18 protein-coding genes and 2 tRNA genes are annotated in these 21,657 nt (G+C 66.3%); 9 read left to right on the forward strand and 11 right to left on the reverse strand.

Annotated features, from left to right (window positions below; all coding sequences use genetic code 11):
* Positions 1–2: 2 nt before the first annotated feature.
* The 4 genes from pstB to pstS all read right to left on the reverse strand — a co-directional run bounded on the left by pstB (position 3) and on the right by pstS (position 3,828).
* A complete protein-coding gene (pstB, locus tag WKW79_RS26145; RefSeq protein ID WP_340338142.1) occupies positions 3–794 on the reverse strand; it encodes a phosphate ABC transporter ATP-binding protein PstB in 792 nt (263 codons plus the stop codon).
* Positions 795–802: 8 nt separating this feature from the next.
* Positions 803–1,687: a phosphate ABC transporter permease PstA gene (gene pstA / locus WKW79_RS26150; RefSeq protein ID WP_340338143.1), complete on the reverse strand. Its 885-nt coding sequence runs from the start codon at positions 1,685–1,687 to the stop codon at positions 803–805.
* Complete coding sequence (pstC, locus tag WKW79_RS26155; protein WP_422823969.1) at positions 1,684–2,706, reverse strand: phosphate ABC transporter permease PstC; 1,023 nt, start codon at positions 2,704–2,706, stop codon at positions 1,684–1,686. Before pstC ends, pstA begins: the two co-directional genes overlap by 4 nt.
* Before the next feature lie 75 nt (positions 2,707–2,781).
* Positions 2,782–3,828 (reverse strand): phosphate ABC transporter substrate-binding protein PstS, encoded by a 1,047-nt coding sequence (gene pstS / locus WKW79_RS26160; RefSeq protein ID WP_340338145.1) that lies wholly within the window; start codon positions 3,826–3,828, stop codon positions 2,782–2,784.
* Positions 3,829–4,119: 291 nt separating this feature from the next.
* Between pstS and WKW79_RS26165 the strand changes: the two genes are divergently transcribed.
* Positions 4,120–5,640 carry a Ppx/GppA phosphatase family protein gene (locus WKW79_RS26165; protein ID WP_340338146.1) on the forward strand — a complete coding sequence of 507 codons (1,521 nt, stop codon included), beginning with the start codon at positions 4,120–4,122 and terminating at the stop codon, positions 5,638–5,640.
* Here the strand turns inward: WKW79_RS26165 and WKW79_RS26170 are convergent.
* From WKW79_RS26170 to WKW79_RS26180, 3 genes are all read right to left on the reverse strand, one after another.
* Positions 5,637–6,098 carry a SixA phosphatase family protein gene (locus WKW79_RS26170; RefSeq protein WP_340338147.1) on the reverse strand — a complete coding sequence of 154 codons (462 nt, stop codon included), beginning with the start codon at positions 6,096–6,098 and terminating at the stop codon, positions 5,637–5,639. The two genes, WKW79_RS26165 and WKW79_RS26170, sit on opposite strands and share 4 nt — an antisense overlap.
* A gap of 22 nt (positions 6,099–6,120) precedes the next feature.
* Positions 6,121–8,250: a polyphosphate kinase 1 gene (ppk1, locus tag WKW79_RS26175; protein WP_340338148.1), complete on the reverse strand. Its 2,130-nt coding sequence runs from the start codon at positions 8,248–8,250 to the stop codon at positions 6,121–6,123.
* A 94-nt stretch (positions 8,251–8,344) separates the two neighbouring features.
* Positions 8,345–9,178: a GNAT family N-acetyltransferase gene (locus tag WKW79_RS26180; protein ID WP_340338149.1), complete on the reverse strand. Its 834-nt coding sequence runs from the start codon at positions 9,176–9,178 to the stop codon at positions 8,345–8,347.
* Between the two features lie 104 nt (positions 9,179–9,282).
* Between WKW79_RS26180 and WKW79_RS26185 the strand changes: the two genes are divergently transcribed.
* From WKW79_RS26185 to WKW79_RS26220, 8 genes are all read left to right on the forward strand, one after another.
* Positions 9,283–10,965: an FAD-dependent oxidoreductase gene (locus WKW79_RS26185; protein WP_340338150.1), complete on the forward strand. Its 1,683-nt coding sequence runs from the start codon at positions 9,283–9,285 to the stop codon at positions 10,963–10,965.
* Between the two features lie 28 nt (positions 10,966–10,993).
* Positions 10,994–11,701 (forward strand): glutathione binding-like protein, encoded by a 708-nt coding sequence (locus tag WKW79_RS26190; RefSeq protein WP_340338151.1) that lies wholly within the window; start codon positions 10,994–10,996, stop codon positions 11,699–11,701.
* A 44-nt stretch (positions 11,702–11,745) separates the two neighbouring features.
* Positions 11,746–11,822 (forward strand) — tRNA-Pro (locus WKW79_RS26195).
* A gap of 223 nt (positions 11,823–12,045) precedes the next feature.
* The gene (locus tag WKW79_RS26200) at positions 12,046–13,617 is read left to right on the forward strand and encodes an alpha/beta hydrolase family protein (protein ID WP_340338152.1); all 1,572 of its coding nucleotides are present in this window, start codon (positions 12,046–12,048) and stop codon (positions 13,615–13,617) included.
* 70 nt (positions 13,618–13,687) lie between these two features.
* A tRNA-Arg gene (locus WKW79_RS26205) sits at positions 13,688–13,764 on the forward strand.
* 36 nt (positions 13,765–13,800) lie between these two features.
* The gene (locus WKW79_RS26210) at positions 13,801–13,995 is read left to right on the forward strand and encodes a hypothetical protein (protein ID WP_340338153.1); all 195 of its coding nucleotides are present in this window, start codon (positions 13,801–13,803) and stop codon (positions 13,993–13,995) included.
* A 75-nt stretch (positions 13,996–14,070) separates the two neighbouring features.
* A complete protein-coding gene (locus WKW79_RS26215; RefSeq protein WP_340338154.1) occupies positions 14,071–15,042 on the forward strand; it encodes a cation diffusion facilitator family transporter in 972 nt (323 codons plus the stop codon).
* A gap of 30 nt (positions 15,043–15,072) precedes the next feature.
* Complete coding sequence (locus tag WKW79_RS26220) at positions 15,073–16,458, forward strand: wax ester/triacylglycerol synthase domain-containing protein (RefSeq protein ID WP_340338155.1); 1,386 nt, start codon at positions 15,073–15,075, stop codon at positions 16,456–16,458.
* On the opposite strand, the gene WKW79_RS26225 is transcribed toward WKW79_RS26220, so the two are convergent.
* The 4 genes from WKW79_RS26225 to WKW79_RS26240 all read right to left on the reverse strand — a co-directional run bounded on the left by WKW79_RS26225 (position 16,450) and on the right by WKW79_RS26240 (position 21,558).
* Complete coding sequence (locus WKW79_RS26225) at positions 16,450–17,124, reverse strand: protein-L-isoaspartate(D-aspartate) O-methyltransferase (RefSeq protein WP_340338156.1); 675 nt, start codon at positions 17,122–17,124, stop codon at positions 16,450–16,452. The genes WKW79_RS26220 and WKW79_RS26225 overlap by 9 nt on opposite strands.
* A 90-nt stretch (positions 17,125–17,214) precedes the next feature.
* Positions 17,215–19,182, reverse strand: coding sequence for an alkyl/aryl-sulfatase (locus WKW79_RS26230; RefSeq protein WP_340338157.1), 1,968 nt, complete (start codon positions 19,180–19,182; stop codon positions 17,215–17,217).
* A 213-nt stretch (positions 19,183–19,395) separates the two neighbouring features.
* A complete protein-coding gene (locus WKW79_RS26235) occupies positions 19,396–20,475 on the reverse strand; it encodes a TAXI family TRAP transporter solute-binding subunit (protein ID WP_340338158.1) in 1,080 nt (359 codons plus the stop codon).
* 78 nt (positions 20,476–20,553) lie between these two features.
* A complete protein-coding gene (locus WKW79_RS26240; protein ID WP_340338159.1) occupies positions 20,554–21,558 on the reverse strand; it encodes a zinc ribbon domain-containing protein in 1,005 nt (334 codons plus the stop codon).
* Positions 21,559–21,657 lie beyond the last annotated feature (99 nt).

A 21,657-nucleotide genomic window follows, 5' to 3' on the forward strand; every position in this document is an offset into this window, starting at 1 on the left:
CCTTAACCAAACCGGCCGGTGATGTAGTCTTCCGTCTCTTTTCGCTTCGGCTTGAAGAACATCTGCTCCGTCGCGCCGAACTCGATCAGGTCACCCAGGTACATGTAGGCGGTGTAGTCGCTGCAACGCGCGGCCTGCTGCATGTTGTGGGTCACGATGACCACGGTGTACTCGCTTTTCAATTCGGCGATGAGTTCCTCGATCTTCGCGGTGGAGATCGGATCGAGTGCCGAGCAGGGTTCGTCGAGCAGAAGCACCTCCGGCTTGATCGCGATGCCGCGTGCAATGCACAGCCGCTGCTGCTGTCCACCGGAGAGGCCCGAGCCGCTCTGCTGCAGCTTGTCGCGCACCTCGGTCCACAGAGCCGCCTTCTTCAACGCCCATTCGACGCGGTCGTCCATGTCGCTGGCGCTCAGGTTCTCGAACAGCTTCACGCCGAAGGCGATGTTGTCGTAGATCGACATCGGGAACGGTGTCGGCTTCTGGAACACCATGCCGACCTTGGCGCGGATCAGCGCCACGTCCTGCTTGCTCGTGAGCAGGTTCTCTCCGTCGAGGGCGATGGTGCCTTCGGCGCGCTGTTCCGGGTACAACTCGAACATGCGGTTGAAGGTGCGCAGCAAGGTCGACTTGCCGCAACCCGAGGGACCGATGAAGGCCGTGACCTTGTTCTCCGGGATCTCGAGGTTGATGCCCTTGAGCGCGTGGAACTTGCCGTAGTAGAAGTTCAGGTCCTTGACCGAGATCTTGGAGCGCGAGGCCTGATTCAGAGGCTGTGCGAGTGTGGCTGACATGTTGTCTTTCAAAGCTTGTTGCGCGTGAGGACCCGCGCGAGGATGTTGAGGCCGAGCACCGCGACGGTGATGAGGAACACGCCGGCCCAGGCCAGTTGCTGCCAGTTTTCGTACGGGCTCATCGCGAACTTGAAGATGGTCACCGGCAGACTGGCCATCGGTTGCGAGATGTCCGAGGTCCAGAACTGGTTGTTGAGCGCGGTGAACAGCAGCGGCGCGGTCTCGCCCGCGATGCGCGCCACGGCCAGCAGGATGCCGGTCACCACCCCGGCGCGTGCCGCACGCAACGTGATGCTGATGATGACCTTCCACTTCGGCGTGCCGAGCGCATAGGCCGCTTCGCGCAGCCCCGGAGGCACCAGTTGCAGCATGTTCTCGGTGGTGCGGATCACCACCGGGATCACGATCAAGGCCAGCGCCAGCGCACCCGCCAGGCCCGAGAAGGTCTTGAAGTACGCCACCACCACCGCATAGACGAACAGGCCGATCACGATCGACGGCGCCGACAGCAGGATGTCATTGACGAAGCGCGTCACGTTCGACAGCCAGCCCTTGGGGTTGTACTCCGCGAGGTAGATGCCGGCCATGATGCCGATCGGCGTGCCGACGAAGGTGGCCATCGCCACCATCACCAGCGAGCCGAAGATGGCGTTGGCAATGCCGCCCGCCTCGTTGGGCGGCGGCGTCATCTCGGTGAAGGTCGCGATCGCGAGGCCGCCCACGCCCTGGCGCAGCGTTTCCCAGAGGATCCACACCAGCCAGAACACGCCGAAGGCCATGGCGGCCAGCGACAGCGTGAGCGCGATCTGGTTGACGCGCTTGCGGCTCGCGAACTTCTCCGCGCGCATCTCGTTGAGCGTCTTCACAGCGAGCAATTTCTCTGCCGTGGTCATGCCTTCTTCCCTTCACTCTTCTGCATGCGTTGCAGCAGCAGCTTGGACAGCGACAGCACCACGAAGGTGATGAAGAACAGGACCAGGCCAAGGTACATCAGCGCCGCCTGGTGCATGCCGGCGCCGGCTTCGGCGAACTCGTTGGCCAGTGCCGAGGTGATGCTGTTCGCGGCCTCGAAAACCGACAGCGAATTGAGCTGGTTGGTGTTGCCGATCACGAAGGTGACGGCCATGGTCTCGCCGAGCGCACGGCCCAGGCCCAGCATGATGCCGCCGATGACGCCAGCCTTGGTATAGGGCAGCACCACCTTGGAGACGACCTCCCAGGTCGTCGAGCCCAGCCCGTAGGCTGACTCCTTCAGCAGCGGCGGCGTCACCTCGAACACGTCGCGCATCACCGAGGCGATGAACGGGATGATCATGATGGCCAGGATGATGCCGGCCGACAGGATGCCGATGCCGACGGGCGGCCCGGACACCAGCGCACCGAGGTACGGCACGCCGGCAAGCAACTGTTGCAAGGGCTGCTGCACGTAGGTGCTCAGGATCGGCCCGAACACCAGCAGGCCCCACATGCCGTAGACGATGGACGGCACGGCGGCAAGCAGTTCGATGGCCGTGCCCAGCGGGCGCTTGAGCCACGCGGGCGACAGTTCTGTGAGGAACAGCGCGATGCCGAAGCTCACCGGCACGGCGATGATCAGCGCGATCGCCGAGGTGGCCAGCGTGCCGTAGATCATGACGAGGCCGCCGTACTCATCCTTGACGGGGTCCCACACGGAACTCGTCAGGAAGCCGAGGCCGTACTTGGAGATGGCGGGCCAGGCGCCGACGAGCAGCGACAGCAGGATGCCGATCAGCAGCGCCAGCGTCAGCAGCGCGGCGCCCTTCGCGGCCCAGCCGAACAACTGGTCGGTCAGCGCGCCGGTGCGCGGGCGCTTGGCGGGCGGCGGAGTGAGCGTCGTGCGATCGGCCGCAAGGTCGAGCGCACGCGCGTTGGCGGGAAAGGTGGATGACAAGGATTGCTCCGACAAGGTCGAGCCCGGCGCCCGTTCGTAGGGATTGCTGCTCACGGTGCGCCGAACCCGGTTGACTTACTTGACCAGCGCGGGAGCGACGGGCTTGCCCGACGCATCCTTGATGTCGCCCCAGGCCTTGGTGATGGCGGTCTTCACGCCGTCAGGCATCGGCACGTAGTCCAGGTCGTCGGCCGTCTTGTCGCCGCTCTTGTAGGCCCAGTCGAAGAACTTCAGCACCGAGGTCCCGTTGGCCGGCTTCTCCTGCACCTTCTGCATCAGGATGAAGGTGGCGCCGGAGATGGGCCAGGCGTCCTTGCCTTGCTGGTTGGTCAGGACCTGGTAGAAGGTCTTGTTCCAGTCGGCGTTGGCAGCGGCGGCCTTGAAGGCGTTGTCGTCGGGCGAGACCGTCACGCCGGCAGCGTTCTGCAACTGGGCGTAGACCATCTTGTTCTGCTTCACGTAGGCGTACTCGACGTAGCCGATCGAGTTGGGCAACTGCTTGACGAACTGGGCCACGCCTTCGTTGCCCTTGCCGCCGGTACCCACCGGCCAGTTGACCGCCGTGCCCTCGCCGACCTTGCCCTTCCAGTCGGCGCTGACCTTGCTCAGGTAGTTGGTGAACAGGAAGCTGGTGCCCGAACCATCGGCGCGGCGCACCGGGGCGATGGCGGCATCAGGCAGCGCGAGCGAGCCGTTCAGCGCCTTGATGGCCGGATCGCTCCACTTGGTGATCTTGCCGAGGTAGATGTCGGCCAGCACGGTGCCGTTGAGCTTGAGTTCACCGGGCTTGAGGCCGGCGATGTTGACCACCGGGATCACGCCGCCGATGACGGTGGGGAACTGGATCAGGCCCTTGGCCTTGAGTTCGTCGTCGGTCAGCGGCATGTCGGATGCGCCGAAATCGACCGTCTTGGCCTCGATCTGCTTGAGGCCGGCGCCCGAGCCGACCGACTGGTAGTTGACTTGCGTGCCGGTGGCCTTGTTGAAGTCGCTGGCCCACTTGGAATACAGCGGTGCGGGGAAGCTGGCGCCGGCGCCGGTGACGTTCTGGGCGAAGGCAGGGACAGAGGCAAAAGCCGCGGCGAAGAGGCCGGCCGTTGCGAATTGGATCGTCGTTTTCATGGAGCTTCCTTTGAGATAGAGACAAACCCTGAGCCAGGGCCTGCCGGCACTCTAGAAAGCTTGTGTGACAGCCATATGACATCGTTGGGCGCGTGTCACAGGGCTGTCATCTGAGCCGGGAAAATGCGAAGGCACTCGAATACGGACAGTCGAATGCAGAAGATGCAAAAACAGCTCCAGAAGGGCTTCCTGCCCGTCTTGCGTCCACTGCGTTCTGTTGCGACTCCTGCGTTTGGCCATCCAATTTCCACACGGGCTTACCATCGAAGCCCACCCAGCCAAACACATCCAATGCAAAACGGCACCCGCCTCGCCGCAGTCGACCTCGGCTCCAACAGCTTTCGCCTCGAGATCGGCCAGTTGGATCACGGTCAAATCCACCGAACCGAATATTTGAAGGAGACCGTGCGCCAGGGCAACGGCCTCGATGCCGCGCGCAATCTCACACCCGATGCCATGCAGCGCGGCTGGGACGCCCTGGCGCGTTTTGGCGAACGGCTGGCCGGTTTCAAGGGTTCGCAGGTGCGCGCCGTGGCCACGCAGACCTTGCGCGAGGCGCGCAACCGCGACGAGTTCCTGCTGCGTGCCCGCACCATCCTCGGCTTCGGCATCGACGTGATCCCGGGACGCGAGGAGGCGCGCCTGATCTACCAGGGGGTCGCGCACATGCTGCCGCAGACCGATGCGTCCGAGAAGGAACGTCGCCTGGTGGTCGACATCGGCGGTCGCTCGACCGAGATGATCCTGGGCCGGGCGCTGCAGGCAGAGATCATGGAGTCTTACCGGGTCGGCAGCGTCGCCTGGTCGATGAAGTACTTCGAGAAGGGGCAATTCACCGTGGCCGCGTTCCGTGCCGCGCAGGTCGCCGCCACCGCGGTGCTGGACGAGGCGCTGTCGCTCTATGCCCGCGACCGGTGGGACGCCGCCTATGGGGCCTCAGGCACCATCGGTGCCGTGGGTGACGTGCTCGCGGCCGCGGGCGTCGCTGCACCTGGCCTGGTGACGCGTGACGGCCTCGCCTGGCTGGTCGACCGGCTGCTGAAGGCCGGCAGCGCCGACAGGCTGCGCATGGACGGCATGCGCGAAGACCGCAAGGCCGTGATCGGCGGCGGCGTGAGCGTGCTGCGTGCGGTGTTTGACCTGCTGGACATCGAGGAGATGCATGTCGCGCAGGGCGCGCTGCGGCACGGCGTCCTCTACGAACTGCTGGAGCGCGACGAAGGCGTGGCCGACCTGCGCGCCAGCACCGTCACTCGTCTGGCCTTGCGCTTCCAGGTCGATGCGGCGCAGGCCAGCAGGGTCGGCGATGCGGCCGCGTCGCTCTACGTTCAGCTCGACCCGGCGGCACGCGGCGGCGAAACCACCAGCCGCGCGGGCCGCGCGCTGCGCAAACTGTTCTGGGCGGCGCAACTGCACGAGATCGGCACGCAGATCTCGCACAGCGAATACCACAAGCACGGCGCCTACATCCTCGACAACACCGACGCGCCCGGCTTCGCGGTCAACGAGATGCACGCGCTGGGCCAGCTGGTGCTGGGGCATCGCGGCAAGCTGCGCAAGCTGGGGACGATCCTGGACGACGCGGTCTTCGCGCGCCAACTGCTCGCGCTGCGTCTCGCGGTGATCCTGTGCCACGCGCGGCGCGACCCGCAGGCCGATGCGTTGAAGCTCGCCGCGCCTGCCGGCCGGACCTTCGGCATCACGGCGCGGGCCGGCTGGGCCGACGAATATCCGCAATCGGCGCACTTGCTGCGCGAGGAAGTCGTCGCGTGGCAGAAGACGGATTGGGCCGTGACGTTGCGGGGCTGTTAGAGCAGTTCCGGCGACTGCACCCCGACCACGATCGTCTGCACGTCCCCGTCCCGTTCGCGCGCACGCAGCCACCAGACCGAGCCCTTGCGCACCGGACAGCTCTCGGCGCGCAGGCCGATCAGTTGCGCGATCGACTGGCCCAGCGAGGGTTGATGACCGACGATCAGCACCACCGACTTGCCATTCGGCCAGCCGGCGGCGGCCAGCACCTCATCGGCTGTGGTGCCCGGGCTGAGCTCCTCCCGCAGCTTGTACTTGCGGCCCAGCGCCAGCACCGTCTGCTCGCAACGCCGCGCCGGGCTCGACATGATGCGGGTGCCTTCGGGCAATTGGCGGTCGAGCCAGCCAGCCATGCGCTTGGCCTGCTTCTCGCCGCGCGAGGTGAGCGAGCGTTGCATGTCGTCGCAGCCTTCGGTCCAGTCGTCGGCTTCGGCATGGCGCCAGAAAATCAGATCCATCGGGGTCCTCAAGAAGATATGTTCAGTCGCGCGTCGCCGCACGGCTCAGGCCGTGGGATGCATAACGGCCCATGAGCGCGCCTTGCGCACCATGGCCTTCGATGGTGCGATCGACACGGCGATAGCTGCCGTTCGCCTCCAGGTCCCAGGCGTCGCGCCCGTCGTGCAGGTAGGCCACCAGGCATTCGTCGATGAGGCGTTGCCGCAGGCCAGGGTCCGTCACCGGCCAGGCGATCTCGATGCGCCGCATCATGTTGCGGTTCATCCAGTCGGCGCTCGACATGTAGAGGCTCTCGTCCTCGCCGATGCGGTAGTAGAAGACGCGCGAATGTTCCAGGAAGCGGCCGATGACCGAGCGCACGCGGATGTTGTCCGTGAGGCCCGGCACCTGCGCCGGCAGGGTGCAGGCGCTGCGGACGATCAGGTCGATCTTCGCGCCCTTCTGCCCTGCCCGCACCAGCGCCGCGATCAGCGCCTCGTCGGTCAGCGCGTTCATCTTCGCGACGATGCGCGCCGGCTTGCCGGCCGCCGCCGCCGCGCCCACCGCATCGATCTGCGCCATCGTGTTCTTGTGCAGGTCGAAAGGCGCGAGCCACATGCGATGAAGCTTGGGCACCTTGTTCTGGCCGGCCATGTGCACGAACACGGCCTCCATGTCTGCAGTGAGCAGCGGGTCCGCAGTGAGGTGGCTGATGTCGGTGTAGAGCCTGGCGGTGCGCGGGTTGTAGTTGCCCGTGGCCAGGTGGCCGTAGCGGCGCAGCTTGTTGCCTTCGCGGCGCGTGACGAGCATCATCTTGGCGTGGGTCTTGAGCCCGACCACGCCATACACCACTTGCGCGCCGATCGACTCCAGCATCTCGGCCCAGTTGATGTTGGCCTCTTCGTCGAAGCGTGCCTTCAACTCCACGACCACGGTCACTTCCTTGCCGCGGCGCACGGCCTCCCGCAGCAGGTCCATCAGCGCCGAGTCGGTGCCGGTGCGGTAGATGGTCTGCTTGATCGCGAGCACTGACGGGTCGTACACGGCCTCGCGCAGGAAGGCGATCACGCCGTCGAAGCTCTCGAAGGGCTGATGGATCAGCACGTCGCGGACCTGCAACTGCTCGAAGATGGATTGCACCGGCGACAGCGCCACAGGATACGAAGGCTGGTAGGGCGGGAACAGCAAGGCCGGCGCATCGATCAGGTCGATGAACTGCGTCAGGCGCGCGAGGTTCACCGGGCCGTGCACCCGGTACAGCGCCTGCGCCGGCAGGTTGAACTGCGCCATCAGGAAGCCGGCCAGCGACTCGGCGCAACTGGCCGACACCTCCAGCCGCACCGCCTGGCCGAAGTGCCGATGCTGCAAGCCCTGGCGCAAGGCGGTGCGCAGGTTCTTCACGTCTTCCTCGTCCACCGCGAGGTCGGAATGGCGCGTGACCCGGAACTGCGAGAAGTCGCCCATCTCGCGCCCCGGGAACAGGCTGGCCAGATGGGCGCGCACGATGCTGGAGATGGCGATGCACAGCGTCTGGCCGCCGGAAATCTTGGCTGGCATGCGCACCACGCGCGGGAGCACGCGCGGGATCTTCACGATGGCAATCGGGTTTTCGCGGCCGAAGGCGTCCTTGCCCGCGAGGCGCACGATGAAGTTGAGCGACTTGTTCGCCACTTGGGGGAACGGATGCGCGGGATCGAGCCCGACGGGGATGAGCAGCGGACGCACTTCGCGCTCGAAGTATTCCTGCACCCACTTGCGTTGCGCAGGATTGCGCTCGCCGTGCGAGATCATGCGGATGCCGTGGGTGGCAAAGGCTGGCATCAGTTGGTCGTTGTAGAGCGCGTACTGCTGCCCGACGAGTTCATGCGAGGCCGCCGCCAGCGCCTCGAAGGACTCGACCGTGTAGTTGCCCTTGCGGTCGCCGGCATCGGCCGCGATCAGGTGCGGCGCAGCGCGGACTTCGAAGAACTCGTCGAGGTTGGAGGACACGATGCACAGGTAGCGCAGGCGCTCGATCAGCGGTACGTCCGGGCGGTAGGCCCAGTCGAGCACGCGCCTGTTGAAGGCGAGGATGGCATGGTCGCGGTCGAGCGGTGTGAGGGCTGTCGGCGACGTGGGCAATGCCAGTTGGGCGAATTCGGTCCGGGCGGGATCTTCGGCTGCGGGGAACATGTTGTCGATTCTGGGTCAGGTCGCCTTGAAACAAGGCTTTGCCTGACCGTATGACAAGCGTATGACGGTTTCATGACAGCCACAACTATTGCAACTAGCGTTCAAGGAAATGCCGTCGGGCGCGAGCGGGCAATTCGTCGATTCGCACGAGCATCGGCAAGTCTGCGCTGTTGAAGTCCGGATCCCAGGCCGGCGGGCCGAGCACCTTGGCGCCCATGCGCAGGTAGCCCTTGATGAGGGCCGGCGGCTCGACCTCCAGGCTGCCGTCGAGCCGTTCCACCGGCAGTGGCAGGCGCGGCTGCACCTGGTACTGCACCGGCGCCATGTGCGTGGCCGACAACTGGCGCCAGATGCTGGCCGCCGCGCTGCCGCCGGGGACGCCGGGATGGCTCATCGGGATGCTGGCGCTGCCCATCATGGTGTCGAGCCGGTTGCGGGTCATGAAGTCGCCCAGCGCACGCCAGAGCGCCAGGATCACGCCGCCGTGCCGATGGTCGGGATGCACGCAACTGCGGCCCAGTTCGACCATGCGCTCGCGGAAGGCGCGCAGGCGGGTCAGGTCGAACTCGGTGTCGCTGTAGGTGCCGCCGACGCGGCGGGCCTGCGCCGGCGTCAACACCCGGTAGGTGCCGATGACTTGGCCACTCTCTTCGTCGCGCACCAGCAGGTGCTCGCAAAAGTTGTCGAACAGGTCGATGTCGTGGCCGGGGAGCGGCGTGCTGAGGCGGGCGCCCATTTCCCCGACGAAGACGTCATGGCGCAGGCGCTGCGCGGCGCGCACTTCCTCCAGGTGGCGGGCCCAGTGCACGGTGAGGCCGGCCCGGGTGTCGGGCGCGGCGCGTTGCGGTTTGTGCAACAGCACGGGTTGCTGCGGGCTGCGCAGCGCGAGGCGTGGGAGGGCGAAGACGGTGTCGGGTAGCTCGTTCATGTCCCGGGAGTCTGGTCAGGCACCATGAAAGCGGCATGTCACCGCGATGGCAAATGCGTGAAACTCGCCCACTCGCGGGGAGCAGCTTTCAGGAGATGGATCGCATGGCAACCGAAGAACGGGTCGAAGTCGAAACACGCAAGCACCAGATGTTCCCGGTGCTGGACGCGGCGGACATCGCGCGCATCACGCGCTTTGGCAGCGTGCGCCACTACGCGGCCGACACCTGCCTGTTCACGGCCGGCGAGCCGGGGCCGGGGATGTTCGTGGTGCTCAAGGGCGTGGTCGCGATCACGCAGCGCGACGGCTTGGGGAACATCACGCCGATTGCCGAGCAGGGGCCAGGGCAGTTCCTGGCCGAGGTGGGGCAACTCTCAGGCCGCGTGGCGCTGGTCGACGGCCATGCGATGACCGAAGTCGAGACGCTGCTGGTGCCGCCCGACCAGTTGCGCGCGCTCATCATTGCCGAGGCCGACCTCGGTGAACGTGTGGTACGCGCGCTGATCCTGCGGCGCGTGGCGCTGATCGAGGCCGGTGCAAGCGGCCCGGTGCTGATCGGTCCGCCCGATTCGGCGGACGTGCGGCGGCTGCAGAGCTTCCTTGGCCGCAACGGCCATCCGTACCACGTCGTCGATGTCACGCAGGATGCCGATGCGGCGGCGATGCTGGAGCAGTACGCCGAGGCGCAACTGTTGGTCGTGTGCCCGAACGGCTCGGTGCAGATCAATCCGAGCGAAGACGCGCTGGCGCGCTGCCTCGGCATGGTCGACACCGAAGAGCATGAGGAACTGTTCGACGTGCTGGTGGTTGGCGCGGGCCCGGCCGGGCTCGCGACCGCGGTGTATGCCGCATCGGAAGGCCTGCGCGTGATCGTTCTGGACTGCCGCTCCTACGGCGGCCAGGCCGGCGCGAGTGCGCGCATCGAGAACTACCTGGGCTTTCCGACGGGCATCTCGGGCGGCGCGCTGGCCGGCCGCGCGTATGTTCAGGCGCAGAAGTTCGGCGCCGAGATGCTGATCCCGGCCAAGGTGGTGTCGATGGATTGCAGCCAGGCGAACAGCAGCGGCGAACTGACGGTGACCTTGGCCGACGGCCGCAAGCTGCGCTCGCGCACCGTGGTGATTGCCAGCGGTGCGCGCTATCGGCGCCCTGCCGTGCCGCGCCTGTCCGACTTCGAAGGCCGCGGGATCTGGTTCTGGGCTTCCGCGCTGGAGGCCAAGCTGTGCTCGCAGCAGGAGATCGGTCTGGTGGGCGGCGGCAACTCGGCGGGACAGGCGGCGGTGTTTCTTTCGCAGCATGCGGCCAAGGTCAACATCCTGGTGCGCGCGCCGTCGCTTGCGGCGAGCATGTCGCGCTACCTGATCGACCGGATCGAGGCCGCGCCGAACATCGAGCTGCATCCGTATACCGAGTTGCAGGGCCTGCACGGCGAGCCCGAGCGCGGCCTCGAAGGCGCGACCTGGCGCAACCACCGCAGCGGCGCCGAATACCACTGCGCAGCACGCAATATTTTCCTGTTCGTCGGCGCTGAGCCGGAGACCACCTGGCTCGACGGCTGCGGCGTGGCCGTCGATGCGCATGGCTTCGTGCTCACCGGCACGGCGGCCAGCGGCGGCTTTCCGGCGCGGCCGTCGGCGGCGCTGGAGTCGAGCGTGCCGGGCGTGTTCGCGGTGGGGGATGTGCGATCAGGTTCGGTCAAGCGCGTGGGCGGTGCAATCGGCGAAGGGGCGGCGGCGGTGGCTCTGATCCACCAGCACCTGGCGGGCAGGCCATCGTCGCAAGCATGAATCCGGCGCGGCGCTTATGCTGCGCGGCATGCCTACACAAGCCCCCATCGACGTCTTCTCGTGGCCCACGCCCAATGGCCACAAGGTCCATATCATGCTGGAGGAGTGCCGCCTCCCCTATGTGCCGCATCCGGTCAACATCGGCGCGGGCGACCAGTTCGCGCCAGCCTTCCTGAAGATCAGCCCCAACAACAAGATCCCCGCCATCACCGACCCCGACGGGCCGGACGGCAAGCCGATCTCCCTGTTCGAATCCGGCGCGATCCTCGTGTACCTCGCCGGCAAGACCGGCAAGCTGATGCCCACCGGCGACCGGGCGCGCTACGACGTGCTGCAATGGCTGATGTTCCAGATGGGCAGCGTCGGCCCGATGCTCGGGCAGGCGCACCACTTCCGCCTCTATGCACCCGAGAAACTGCCCTATGCGATCGACCGCTACAGCAATGAAGCCAAGCGCATCTACGGCGTGATCGACAGGCAACTGTCCACGAGCAAGTTCATCGCCGGCAAGAGCTATTCGATCGCCGACATCGCGATCTTCCCGTGGCTGCGCAGTTGGGAGAACCAAGGCATCACGCTCACCGACTTCCCGCATCTCAAGGCCTGGTTCGACGGGATCGCTGCGCGTCCGGCGGTGCAGCGGGGCGTGAAGGTGATGGCCGAGTTGCGCAAGCCGCTCACGAGCGATGCGTCGCGCGACATTCTTTTTGGCAAGACGCAGTACGAAAAGCGCTGATTCGCCGGGTTTGTACGCCGGGCAGGCTATAATCGAGGGCTTGTCGGGGTGTAGCGCAGCCTGGTAGCGCATCTGGTTTGGGACCAGAGGGTCGAAGGTTCGAATCCTTTCGCCCCGACCAAGAATAGTGAATGCCGGTACGGGTTTATCGCCTGTACCGGCATTTTGCTTTTGAGGCTTTGTCTGCCCTCCTCCGAATCCACCTCACCTGCGGCGGTTTCGAGGTCACGCGCGTAGGCATCAGCCCTGCAAAGGGAATCGGCCGTTTCTGGCACATGAGTTCCCGCGGCCCCGCGCATTGTTGGGCGGCGTTCTGTTGGCCCCCAAAAACTGCCGGAGAAACCATGACCCGATCGACCGTCCGCCTTGCCGGATCCACCCTCATCCTTTCCGGCGCCTTGGCGCTCTCCGCTTGCGGAGGCGGTGGAGGCAACAACGCCACGGCCATCGCGATCGCCGGCACCGCCGCGGCGCCAGGTCGAGGCACGGCACTGACCACGACGCCGGAGCGCGTGGTGCGCCTGTCCGCGGACCAGTTCAGTGCCTTGCTTGAGGCGACCTCCCAAGGCAAGACGCTCAAAGGCGTCGCGGGCTCGCCAGTCTGCGGCGTCGACGTTCGCTACCTGCAATTCCAGACCGTCGGGGGCCAGGGCGAGACGACGAGTTCGAGCGGCGCGATCATGCTGCCCGCAGGCACCGACCCGGCCTGCAACGGACCTCGGCCCATCGTGCTTTACGGGCATGGCACGGCCACCGAGCACAACTACAACCTCGCCAACCTGACCGACACCAACCAGCCCGCGGCCGCCGAGGCCGTGGTGGTGGCGGCGATGTACGCGGCGCAGGGCTACATCGTGGTTGCACCCAACTACGCGGGCTATGACAAGTCCACGTTGGCCTACCACCCCTTCCTCAATGCCGACCAGCAAGGCAAGGAAATGGTCGACGCGCTGAAGGCGGCCCGGTCGACCCTGGGCGCGCTCTCCGCGGCGGACAGCGGCGCGCTGCTGGTCACCGGCTATTCGGAAGGCGGCTACGTGGCACTGGCCGCGCACCGCGAGATGCAGGCGACCGGCATGACGGTGACGGCGTCGGCGCCGATGTCCGCGCCGTCGGCCATCAGCCTGCTGATCGACTACAGCGCGCAAGGCCTGCCGGAGCTGGGCAGCACCGTCTTCTTCCCGTTCATCACGACCAGTTGGCAGAAGCAGTTCGGCAACATCTACGGCACCACCAGCGAGATCTACGAGGACAAGTACGCCACCGGCATCGATACGCTGCTGCCGAGCTTTTCTTCGAGCGATGAGTTGCTGTCCTCCGGCAAGCTGCCGAGGTATGCGTTCTTTCCCGCCAACGCCAAGCCCGGCCCGCGCGATGCAAGCGTGGCCATCAACTATGGCCCCGACAACCTCGTGCGCCAGAGCTACCTGACGACCTGGGCCACCGATGTCGCCGCCACGCCCTGCGCGGGCAATGCCTTGCCGGCCACCACCGCCTCACTGTCGACCGCCTCCCCGCTGGACTGCAAGCCGGGCCTGGGCCTGCGCAAGGCCGCCGTCGCCAATGACTTGCGCAACTGGCTGCCGACACGCCCGGTGCTGATGTGCGGCGGAGCGCAGGACCCGACGGTCAACTTCGCGAGCACGCTGGCGACCGCGGGCTACTTCAGGGCGCGCGGCATGCCCGCGACGTCGTTGAGCGTGGTGGACCTGGAAGCGTCGGGAACGGGCGATGCGTACGACGCGGCGCGCGCAGGCTTTGCCCAGGCGAAGGCCACGGAGCGCGCCAACACGGCCGGCACGGAAGCCGACAAGGACCAGTCGGTGCAGTTCGCCTATCACGGGCAACTGGTGCCTGCGTATTGCATGCAATCGGCGCGGACCTTCTTCCAGGGCGTGCTCGCCGCCGGCAGTTGAGACCCGACGCCGGGCTCGACCGGCCGTGCATGGCAAAATCGACGGCTTCGCGGCGCACTCGCTGCCGCATCTGCCCGTAGCTCAGTTGGATAGAGCACCTGCCTTCTAAGCAGGTTGTCGGGGGTTCGATCCCCTCCGGGCAGGCCATGTCATTGCGTCGGGATCTCGCGCTAAAGTGCCGCAATGGAACACCTCAAGCAACTGATCATCTCCGGCGCCGTCGCCGTGCTGGCAATGACCGTCCTGGCACCGGCGGCCTCCGCGGCCGATTCCAAACCCGCGGCCGATTCCAAGCCTGCGACTCCCGCGACGACCTCCAAGAAGTGTCGTTGGGACAAGAAGACCGGCCGCATGATCTGCCAGCGTCCTTCCCGCTGACCCTGGCGGCCCCGAGGCCGCCCTCTATGTCCCGCCCGCATGCCAGCGGGCAAAGGTCCGACTAGGATGCGCCCGATGAGGGCCTTCAACCGATTTCACCGCCGGCTCGGCGTCGACAGCGACGAGCGGGATGTCCGGCGAGTCGTGTACCTGGCGCTCGGCGCGGGCGTGCTGCTGGCGATCATCAAGTCGGTGGCCGCCGCGATGACCGACTCGGCCTCGATGCTCGCGGAGGCAGTTCACTCCTGGGTGGGCACCGTCACCGACGGCTTCCTGGTCGCCGCGTACCTCGCGGCCCGGCGGCCACCCGATGAAACCCATGTGCTGGGCTACGGTCGCGAGTCCTATGTGTGGTCGCTGTTCGGCTCGGTGGCCATGCTCACCGTGGGCGCGGAAGTCGGCATCTGGCGCGGTCTCCGTCAACTCGGCACGCCGGACATGACGACCGACTACGTCATCGGCTATGTCGTGCTGGCGGGCGCGTTCGTGCTGCAGTCCTGGTCCTTCGTGCAGGCGGTGGCCTTCGTGCGCCAGCGGGCGGCCGAGCTGGAGCACGGCGTGTTCGCGCATGTGTTCAAGACCTCCGACGCGCAGTTGCGCACGGTCGTCATCGGGGACTTCATCGCACTGGTCGGTATCGTGGTGGCCGCGGCGGGCATGGGGCTGCACCAGTGGACAGGCAATGTGGCCTGGGATGCGGCGGGCTCGTTCATCGTCGGGCTGCTGATGGGCGTGGGCGGGCTGTACCTGATCCTCACCAACCGCCGCTTCCTGGCGGGCGCGCCGCTGTCGCCGACGCAGCGCCTGGGCGCCCTGCGCGCGCTCAAGGCCGTGCCTGAAGTGAAACGGGTCAGCTGGCTCTATGCGGAATTCATCGGGCCCGAACGGGTCGTCGTCGCGGCTCGTGTCGAACTGGCGGGCGAGCACTCGCAAGCGGAACTGGCACGCATGCTGCGGCGCCTGGAGCAGCAGATCATGGAGAGCAGCAGGTACATCGGCCGGGTCACGCTGAGCCTGTCCGCGCCAGAAGAGCCGGACGCGCACTGACCAATCCATCGGACGCAGGAGGCGAATCCCATGCCCGCACTTTCCGTGATCGACCTGGCGATGTTCCTGCTGGAGACGCCCGAGCGCCCCTTCAACATCGGCCCGCTGGTGGTGCTCGATCCACCCAGGCGCGGACGCGCCGGCTTTGCCGACCGACTCATGGCCCGCATGCTCGAGCGGCCCGCGGGCGTGCCGTTCAACTACAGGCTGCGCACGCCGCCGCTGGCCATGCCCTCGCTGGAGGTCGACGCGGAAGCCGATGTGTCGAAGCAGGTGCATCGCATCACGCTGGAAGCGCCGGGCAGCCTCGACGACCTTTGCGCGGAAGTCTGCCGGCTGCATGAATCGCGCCTCGACCTGACACGGCTGCTGTGGGAGCTGTACATCATCGACGGCATCGAAGGCGGAAAGGTCGCGCTCTACGGCAAGACGCATCACGGCATCATCGATGGGCGCGGCTTCGTGCAGGCCATCTCGAACTGGCTGGCGCTCACGCCGGACGACCCCGAGGTGCGCGCGATGTGGGAAGCGCTGCCCCGGCGCGGCCCAGCCAACCCCGTACGCGCATCGATCGCCAAGCGGCTGACCGACCTGCTGGGCAAGCTCGGCGGGGGCGCCGCGACCGCTGCGGAGCTCTATGCGATGCTGGCGCAGCAGGGCCTAAAGGCGCTGGGCGTGCCCGGCGCCCAGGGCTTGTCGCTGCCCTACACGGGCATACCGGCCGCGCTGGGCGGTCGCGCCTCGGCCCGGCGCTCGCTGGCCTTCTGCACGCTGCCGTTGCGCGAGATGAAGGCGATCGGCAAGGCGACCCATTCGACCGTCAACGACGTGCTGCTCGCCACCCTGGACATGGCGCTGTCGCGCTACCTGCACGAGCGCGGCAAGCGCGCGACCCGTCCGCTGGTGATGGCCATGCCGATCGCGCTGTCCGATGTGGTGGGCGGCAACCCGATCGCGGTGCTCCAGTTCCCGCTCGGGGCGCCGGGCCTGGGTCCGGCCGAGCGGCTCGGGGCGATTCGCGCGGAGACGCAGGCCGTGAAGAGCGTGATCGGCAAATCGGGCAACGACACGGTGATGCTCTACACGACCATCGTGCATGGCGTGCCGGCGCTGGTCGAGAAGCTCGGGCTGAAGACAGGAGTGCGCGTGGCCAACCTGATGGTGTCGAACCCCTTCGGCTTCGCGGAGAAGCGTTACCTCATGGGCGCCAAGGTCGAGTGGGTGCTGCCGGTGTCGGTGGTGCCGGCGGGGCAATGGCTCAACGTGACCACGGTGACGCTGGACGATCGCCTGCAGATCGGGTTCCTGGCCATGCCGGAGGCAGTACCGGGGGTAGAGAAGATCGCGGGCTCCATTGCAGGAGCGTTCGAGGAACTCAAGGGGGCGGTGGCGGCGATCGCGCGCGCCTCAGCCTGACTCGGCATCTTCCAGCGTCGAGAACATCACCGCGAAGATCTCGCGCGTCGTCAGCGAGCCGCTCGCATCCTTCTCGACCACGATGAGTTGCTGCGCATCCGGCAGGCCGGCGGGTATCACCATCTTGCCGCCGGGCTTCAACTGGTAGGTGAGCGCGGGCGGGATCAGTTCAGGGGCCGCCGTCACGATCACCTTGTCGAAGGGCGCGTGTTCCAGCCAGCCGTTGCAACCGTTGCCGACCTTGATCTCGACGTTCGAGCATCCCAGGTCCGCCAGCCGACGCCGTGCCTGGCTGGCCAGCTCATCGATCAATTCCACGCTGTAGACCCGCTGCGCGAGTTCGGACAGGACGGCCGACTGGTAGCCGAGGCCCGTGCCGACCTCGAGGACCCGATCGGTCGGCTGCACGTCGAGCAGGTCGGTCATCACGGCGACGATGAAGGGCTGGGAGATGGTCTTTCCGAAGCCGATGGGCAACGGTGAATCGACATACGCGTAGGGCCGCAGCTCGAAGGGCACGAACTCATGGCGCGGCACCTTGCCCATGGCCTCCATGACCAGCCGGCGCAGCGCCGCCTTTCCGAGGTACGAGGTGGCAAAGATCGTCTTCGCGGTGATTTCCGCGAGCATCAGTTGCCGCAGTGTCGTGAAGTCGGGGTCGCTCATGATCCTTGTGAAGGAGCCGTGCAGACACCTCACATGGTACGCCTCCGCGAGGGCTTCGCGGAGGGGTTCGAACGACGCCGCCCGCTACCGTCAGGGGGTCACGATGTTGAAGTACGGGTCGAAGGTCTCGACGTTCGAAAACACGCCCGCCAGCACCTTCGGGTCGCCCTCCACGCTCACCATCTTCGCCTCCACCAACTCCGGCAGCTTCTTGCCTTGCAGCAGCATCGCCAGGAAGGCCGGGCGCGTCAGCGTGAGCTTGACGTCGGGCTGCTTCAGCACGCGGCCCTTGGTGTTGTTCAGCACCGAGTTCGACAGTTCCAGCGCCCAGGTTTCCTTGAGGTCGGTGAACTCCATCTGGATCCCGGCCTTCATGCCGTCGGTCTTCTCGTGGTTGAGCCGCAGCGCGATGTAGTCGAACAGCAGTTCGTTGTCCATGCCGCGCACCACGTCCGGGCCCTGGCTCGACGACGGCGGCTTGATCACGCCCTGGCGCAGTTCGCGGGCGCCGACCAGGTAGGCATTGCGCCAGGTGCCGGCTTCGGACTGGTAGCCCAGTTGTTCGAAGGCATCAGCCTCCAGCAGCTTGGCGGCGGTGTTGGCCGGGTTGGCGAACACGATGCGGTTGGTGACCTCCACAGTCCAGCGATAGTCGCCCTCGTCGAAGGCCTTGCGCGCAACTTCGAGCGCCTTCTGCTCGCCACCCATCGCGGCGATGTAGCGCTTGGAGAGGTCGGTGGGCGGCAGCCTGTTCAGCGAGGCCGGGTTGGCGTCGTAGAAGCCCAGGTAGTACTGGTAGACGCCGCGCAGGTTGTGGCTCAGCGAACCATAGTAGCCGTGGGTGCTGGAATCGGCGGCCAGGCCCTTGGGAAAGAACTTCGCGTCGCCGATCTCGTCCATCGTCCAGCCCTTGTTGGCCAGGTTCAGCGCCTGGTCATGGATGAAGCGATAGGTGTCGCGCTGGTTGGTGAGGTACTTGCGGATGCTGTCCTTGCCGAAGGTGGGCCAGTGGTGGCTGGCGAAGACCACTTCTGCATCCGGGTACAGGTCGATCGTCGAGTTGATGTACTTGCTCCACGACAGCGCATCCCGCACCTTGGCGCCACGGATGGTGTAGATGTTGTGCATCGTCTTGGTGATGACTTCCGCCGCGCACAAGGCCTTCTTGTCGGGGAAATAGAACATCATTTCCGAAGGCGCCTCAGAGTTCTGCGCCATCTGGAAGACGATGCGAACGCCGTCGATGGTGGCTTCCTCGCCGGTCTTCGTGATGTAGTCGGTCGGCGGGACCAGGCCCGGCGTGCCGGAGGTGAGCGCCTTGCCGAGCCCGCCGCCCACGGCCTGGCGGTCGTTGGCTTCGAGGCCGGTGCCGAACTGGTAGGTGGCGCGGCGCGACATGGCATTGCCGGCCAGCACGTTCTCGGCGATGGCGTTGTCCATGAAGGCTTCGGGCGCATAGATCTTCACCTTGCCGGCCTTGACGTCGGCCTCGTCGATCACGCCACGGATGCCGCCGAAGTGGTCCACATGGCTGTGGGTGTAGATCACGGCCACGACGGGCTTGGTGCTGCCGAGTTGCTTCATCGTGAAGGCCAGCGTGGCTCTCGCCATCTCGGCGGTGAAGATCGGGTCGATGACGATCCAGCCGGTCTTGCCTTCGACCAAGGTCATGTTGGCCAGGTCGAGGCCGCGGATCTGGTAGATGCCATCGGTGACCTTGAACAGGCCGCTGGCGTTCTCCAGCTTTTCATGGCGCCAGAGGTTGGGGTTCACGGTGGCCGGTGCATCGCCTTTCATGAAGCCGAAGCGGGTCTGGTCCCAGACGGTGTTGCCGTTGGCGCCCTTGACGATGGCCTCGGGGAACTGCGCGACCAGGCCGCGCGTGGCTTCGTCGGTGTCGGTCTTGTCGTCCATGGCCATCGCCTGGGCGACGGTCTGGTTGGCGCGGATGGTGGCTTGGGTCGCGGGCTTGGGTGCGATGTCCTGCTGGGCGAACGTGAGGGGAACAAATGCCGATGCGATGAGTACGGCGACGAGGGTTCGGGAGAAGGGCTTCATGCGTTGCTTGTCTCTGGGGTTTGAAGGTCTGCGACGGGGCGGAACAGGCTCGATTCTTGAGCCTGGAGGGCGTTGCGTCCATTGCATATTGCTGGACGATTCGATGCAGTTGCTGCATCAAGATGCCCAGCGCCCAGGCAACGCGCGCTTTGCGCGCGCCTGTCCCAGTGCAGAACCGCTATGTCGTCGCGACGCTTCGGGGCTGGGCCAGCCCTATCGCTTGCACAGACCGAGCACCACTTCCTGCTCCGTGCAGGGTCGCGTGCGCGGCCGCTCCGGCGCGGGCGACGCTGCCGCAGAAGCGGCTGCCGTCTTGCCGGCGATGCAGGCGCGCAGGCGCTTTTCCATCGGCGGGTAGTAGCGCCAGCCGGTGCCCAGCGGCGGCAGTTCGAGTCGCACCTGCTTCCACTTCGGATGGCCGCTGGCCTGCAGCTTGTCGAAGTTGGCGCAGAGCGATTCCGCGAAGGCCGTGAGGTTGCCGACGGTGGATTGCAGGCCGTAGTCATAGGTGACCAGGTAGGCCTTGACGGTCCAGGTAGGAATGTCGGACTGCAGCCAGTTCGAATAGCTGGAGGCGCGGATGGTCGCGGGGAAATAGGTCTTGCGGCCACGCGCGGTTTCCGGCGCCTTCTCGTCCAGCTTCAGGATCTTGATGTAGTTGCGCGCCTCCGGCAGCATTTCGGTGAACAGCTTGGCGGGTTGGCCGGCCACGATGATGGCGACGTCGATGGTCTTGTCGACGGTCAGCGCAACGAGTGCGTCTTCATTGCTCAGGTACTGCGCATTGGCCTGCGGAATCGACTCGCCGAACATCAACTGGTAGAGCGTGCGGGAGGTGAGCGCAGTGCCACTGCCGAGCGGCCCGACGCTGAGCTTCTTGTCCTTGATCTCATGAATGGAGTTCAGCGGCGAATCGGCGCGGGCGACGAAGTAGATCTCCTCGTCGTACAGCGGCATGATGAGCCGCAGCGGGCGGATGATGTTGCCGGCATCGGCATTGCCGGCCTTGGCCTCGTCGAGGAAGGCCTGGTAGACGTCGGACTGCACCAGCGCGAACTTGACGCCCTGCTCGAAGCGCATGCGGCTGATGTTCTCCGCCGAGCCCTTCGATTCGAGCACTTCCAGATCGATGCCCGCCGGGTCCGCGACGTACTTGGCAAGGTCGCGGCCGATCTGGATGTAGGTGCCGGTCTTCGACGCGGTGACGATCTTGTACGGTGTCTTGGCAGGCTGCGCGAAGGCGGCGCCGAAGGCCATGAACAGCAACCCCGTGAGGATGGATCTGATTCGCATGCTGGCTCCCAACAAAAAATGTGGACAGTCGCGCCAGGCAATGCCGGGCCCGTTCTTGCTGCTCCCTGACCTGCTGTCTTATTTCTTGGTGCACAGCGCCAGAGCGGCGAGTGCATCACTGCAATCCTTGTTCCCGGTCGCGTCCGTCGGGGCGGCCGCCTCGGGTTCACGCGCCGCGGTTCTTGCCGAAGGCGCGGTTGCGGCGGCCTGGGCCGGAGCAGCCGCCGCGGGTTCGCGCGCGGCGACTTTTGGCACAGGCACGCTGGCGGGGGTCGGGGCCGGAGGCGCCGTCGCAGCGGCGGCGGCGACCGGGGCCGCTGCTGGAGCAGCCGCGGGCGCCGCCGCAACGGGCGCAGGCGCCGGTCTTGCCGCAGGGGCGACCGCCTTCGCCGGGGCGGGCGCATCCGGTACGGCGTCCGGCGGCAGTTCGCGCATCCCGGCTTGCCGTTGTTCCTGCAGTCGGCGATCGAAGGCCTGCTGGAGCGATTGCACCGTCGGGTTGTTCGCATAGTCGATGTCGAGCTTTTCGAGGCCACGCTCCGCGGCGATCAGGTCGCCACTACCCAATGCACTGCGCACCGCTTCGACTTGCGTCTTGAACTCGCGCACCTTGGCGGCCTCGCGCTGCTTGTCCAGGTAGAAGTGGTCGTACGCGAAGGCGAAGCCCAGCAAGGCCAGCAGCGCCGCCGCGATGCCGAGGATCAGGCGATTCGGCGTGACCGGACTGTCGGCCCAGTCAACCCGGGTCTCGGTCGCCGCCACACCCTGTCGCCACGGCACGCCGGGGCGGACGAAGCCCACGTTGGAGCCGACCTCCTCCATGATCGCGGTGGAAGGGACCGAGGTGATCTCGCGCGGGTCTTGCGGGTCCACGAGCGGATAGTCGATCTCGTAGGGTGCGAGGGAGCGGCCACTGCCGTGCTCGATGGCCACCTCGACGTCGAACCTCGGATCGCGTACGCCCTCCCCGGTCCGATCGGTGCCGCAGAACGGGCAGAAACGCTCCCTCTCCTGCAGCAACTCACCACAATGTTTGCAGGGCTCCAGAATCGACGTGTCTGAAAAGTCGGCCAGATTCACCATGGGTGGGATCGAAGGTCGTTCGCGTGTCGGGGCATGCTGGTTTCATTTTGGCTCTGAACTTGCATTTGCACCAACTCTGCCGCGCGGCTTACTTGACAG

The sequence above is a fragment of the Variovorax robiniae genome, assembly GCF_037889955.1.
Lineage (GTDB): Bacteria > Pseudomonadota > Gammaproteobacteria > Burkholderiales > Burkholderiaceae_C > Variovorax > Variovorax robiniae.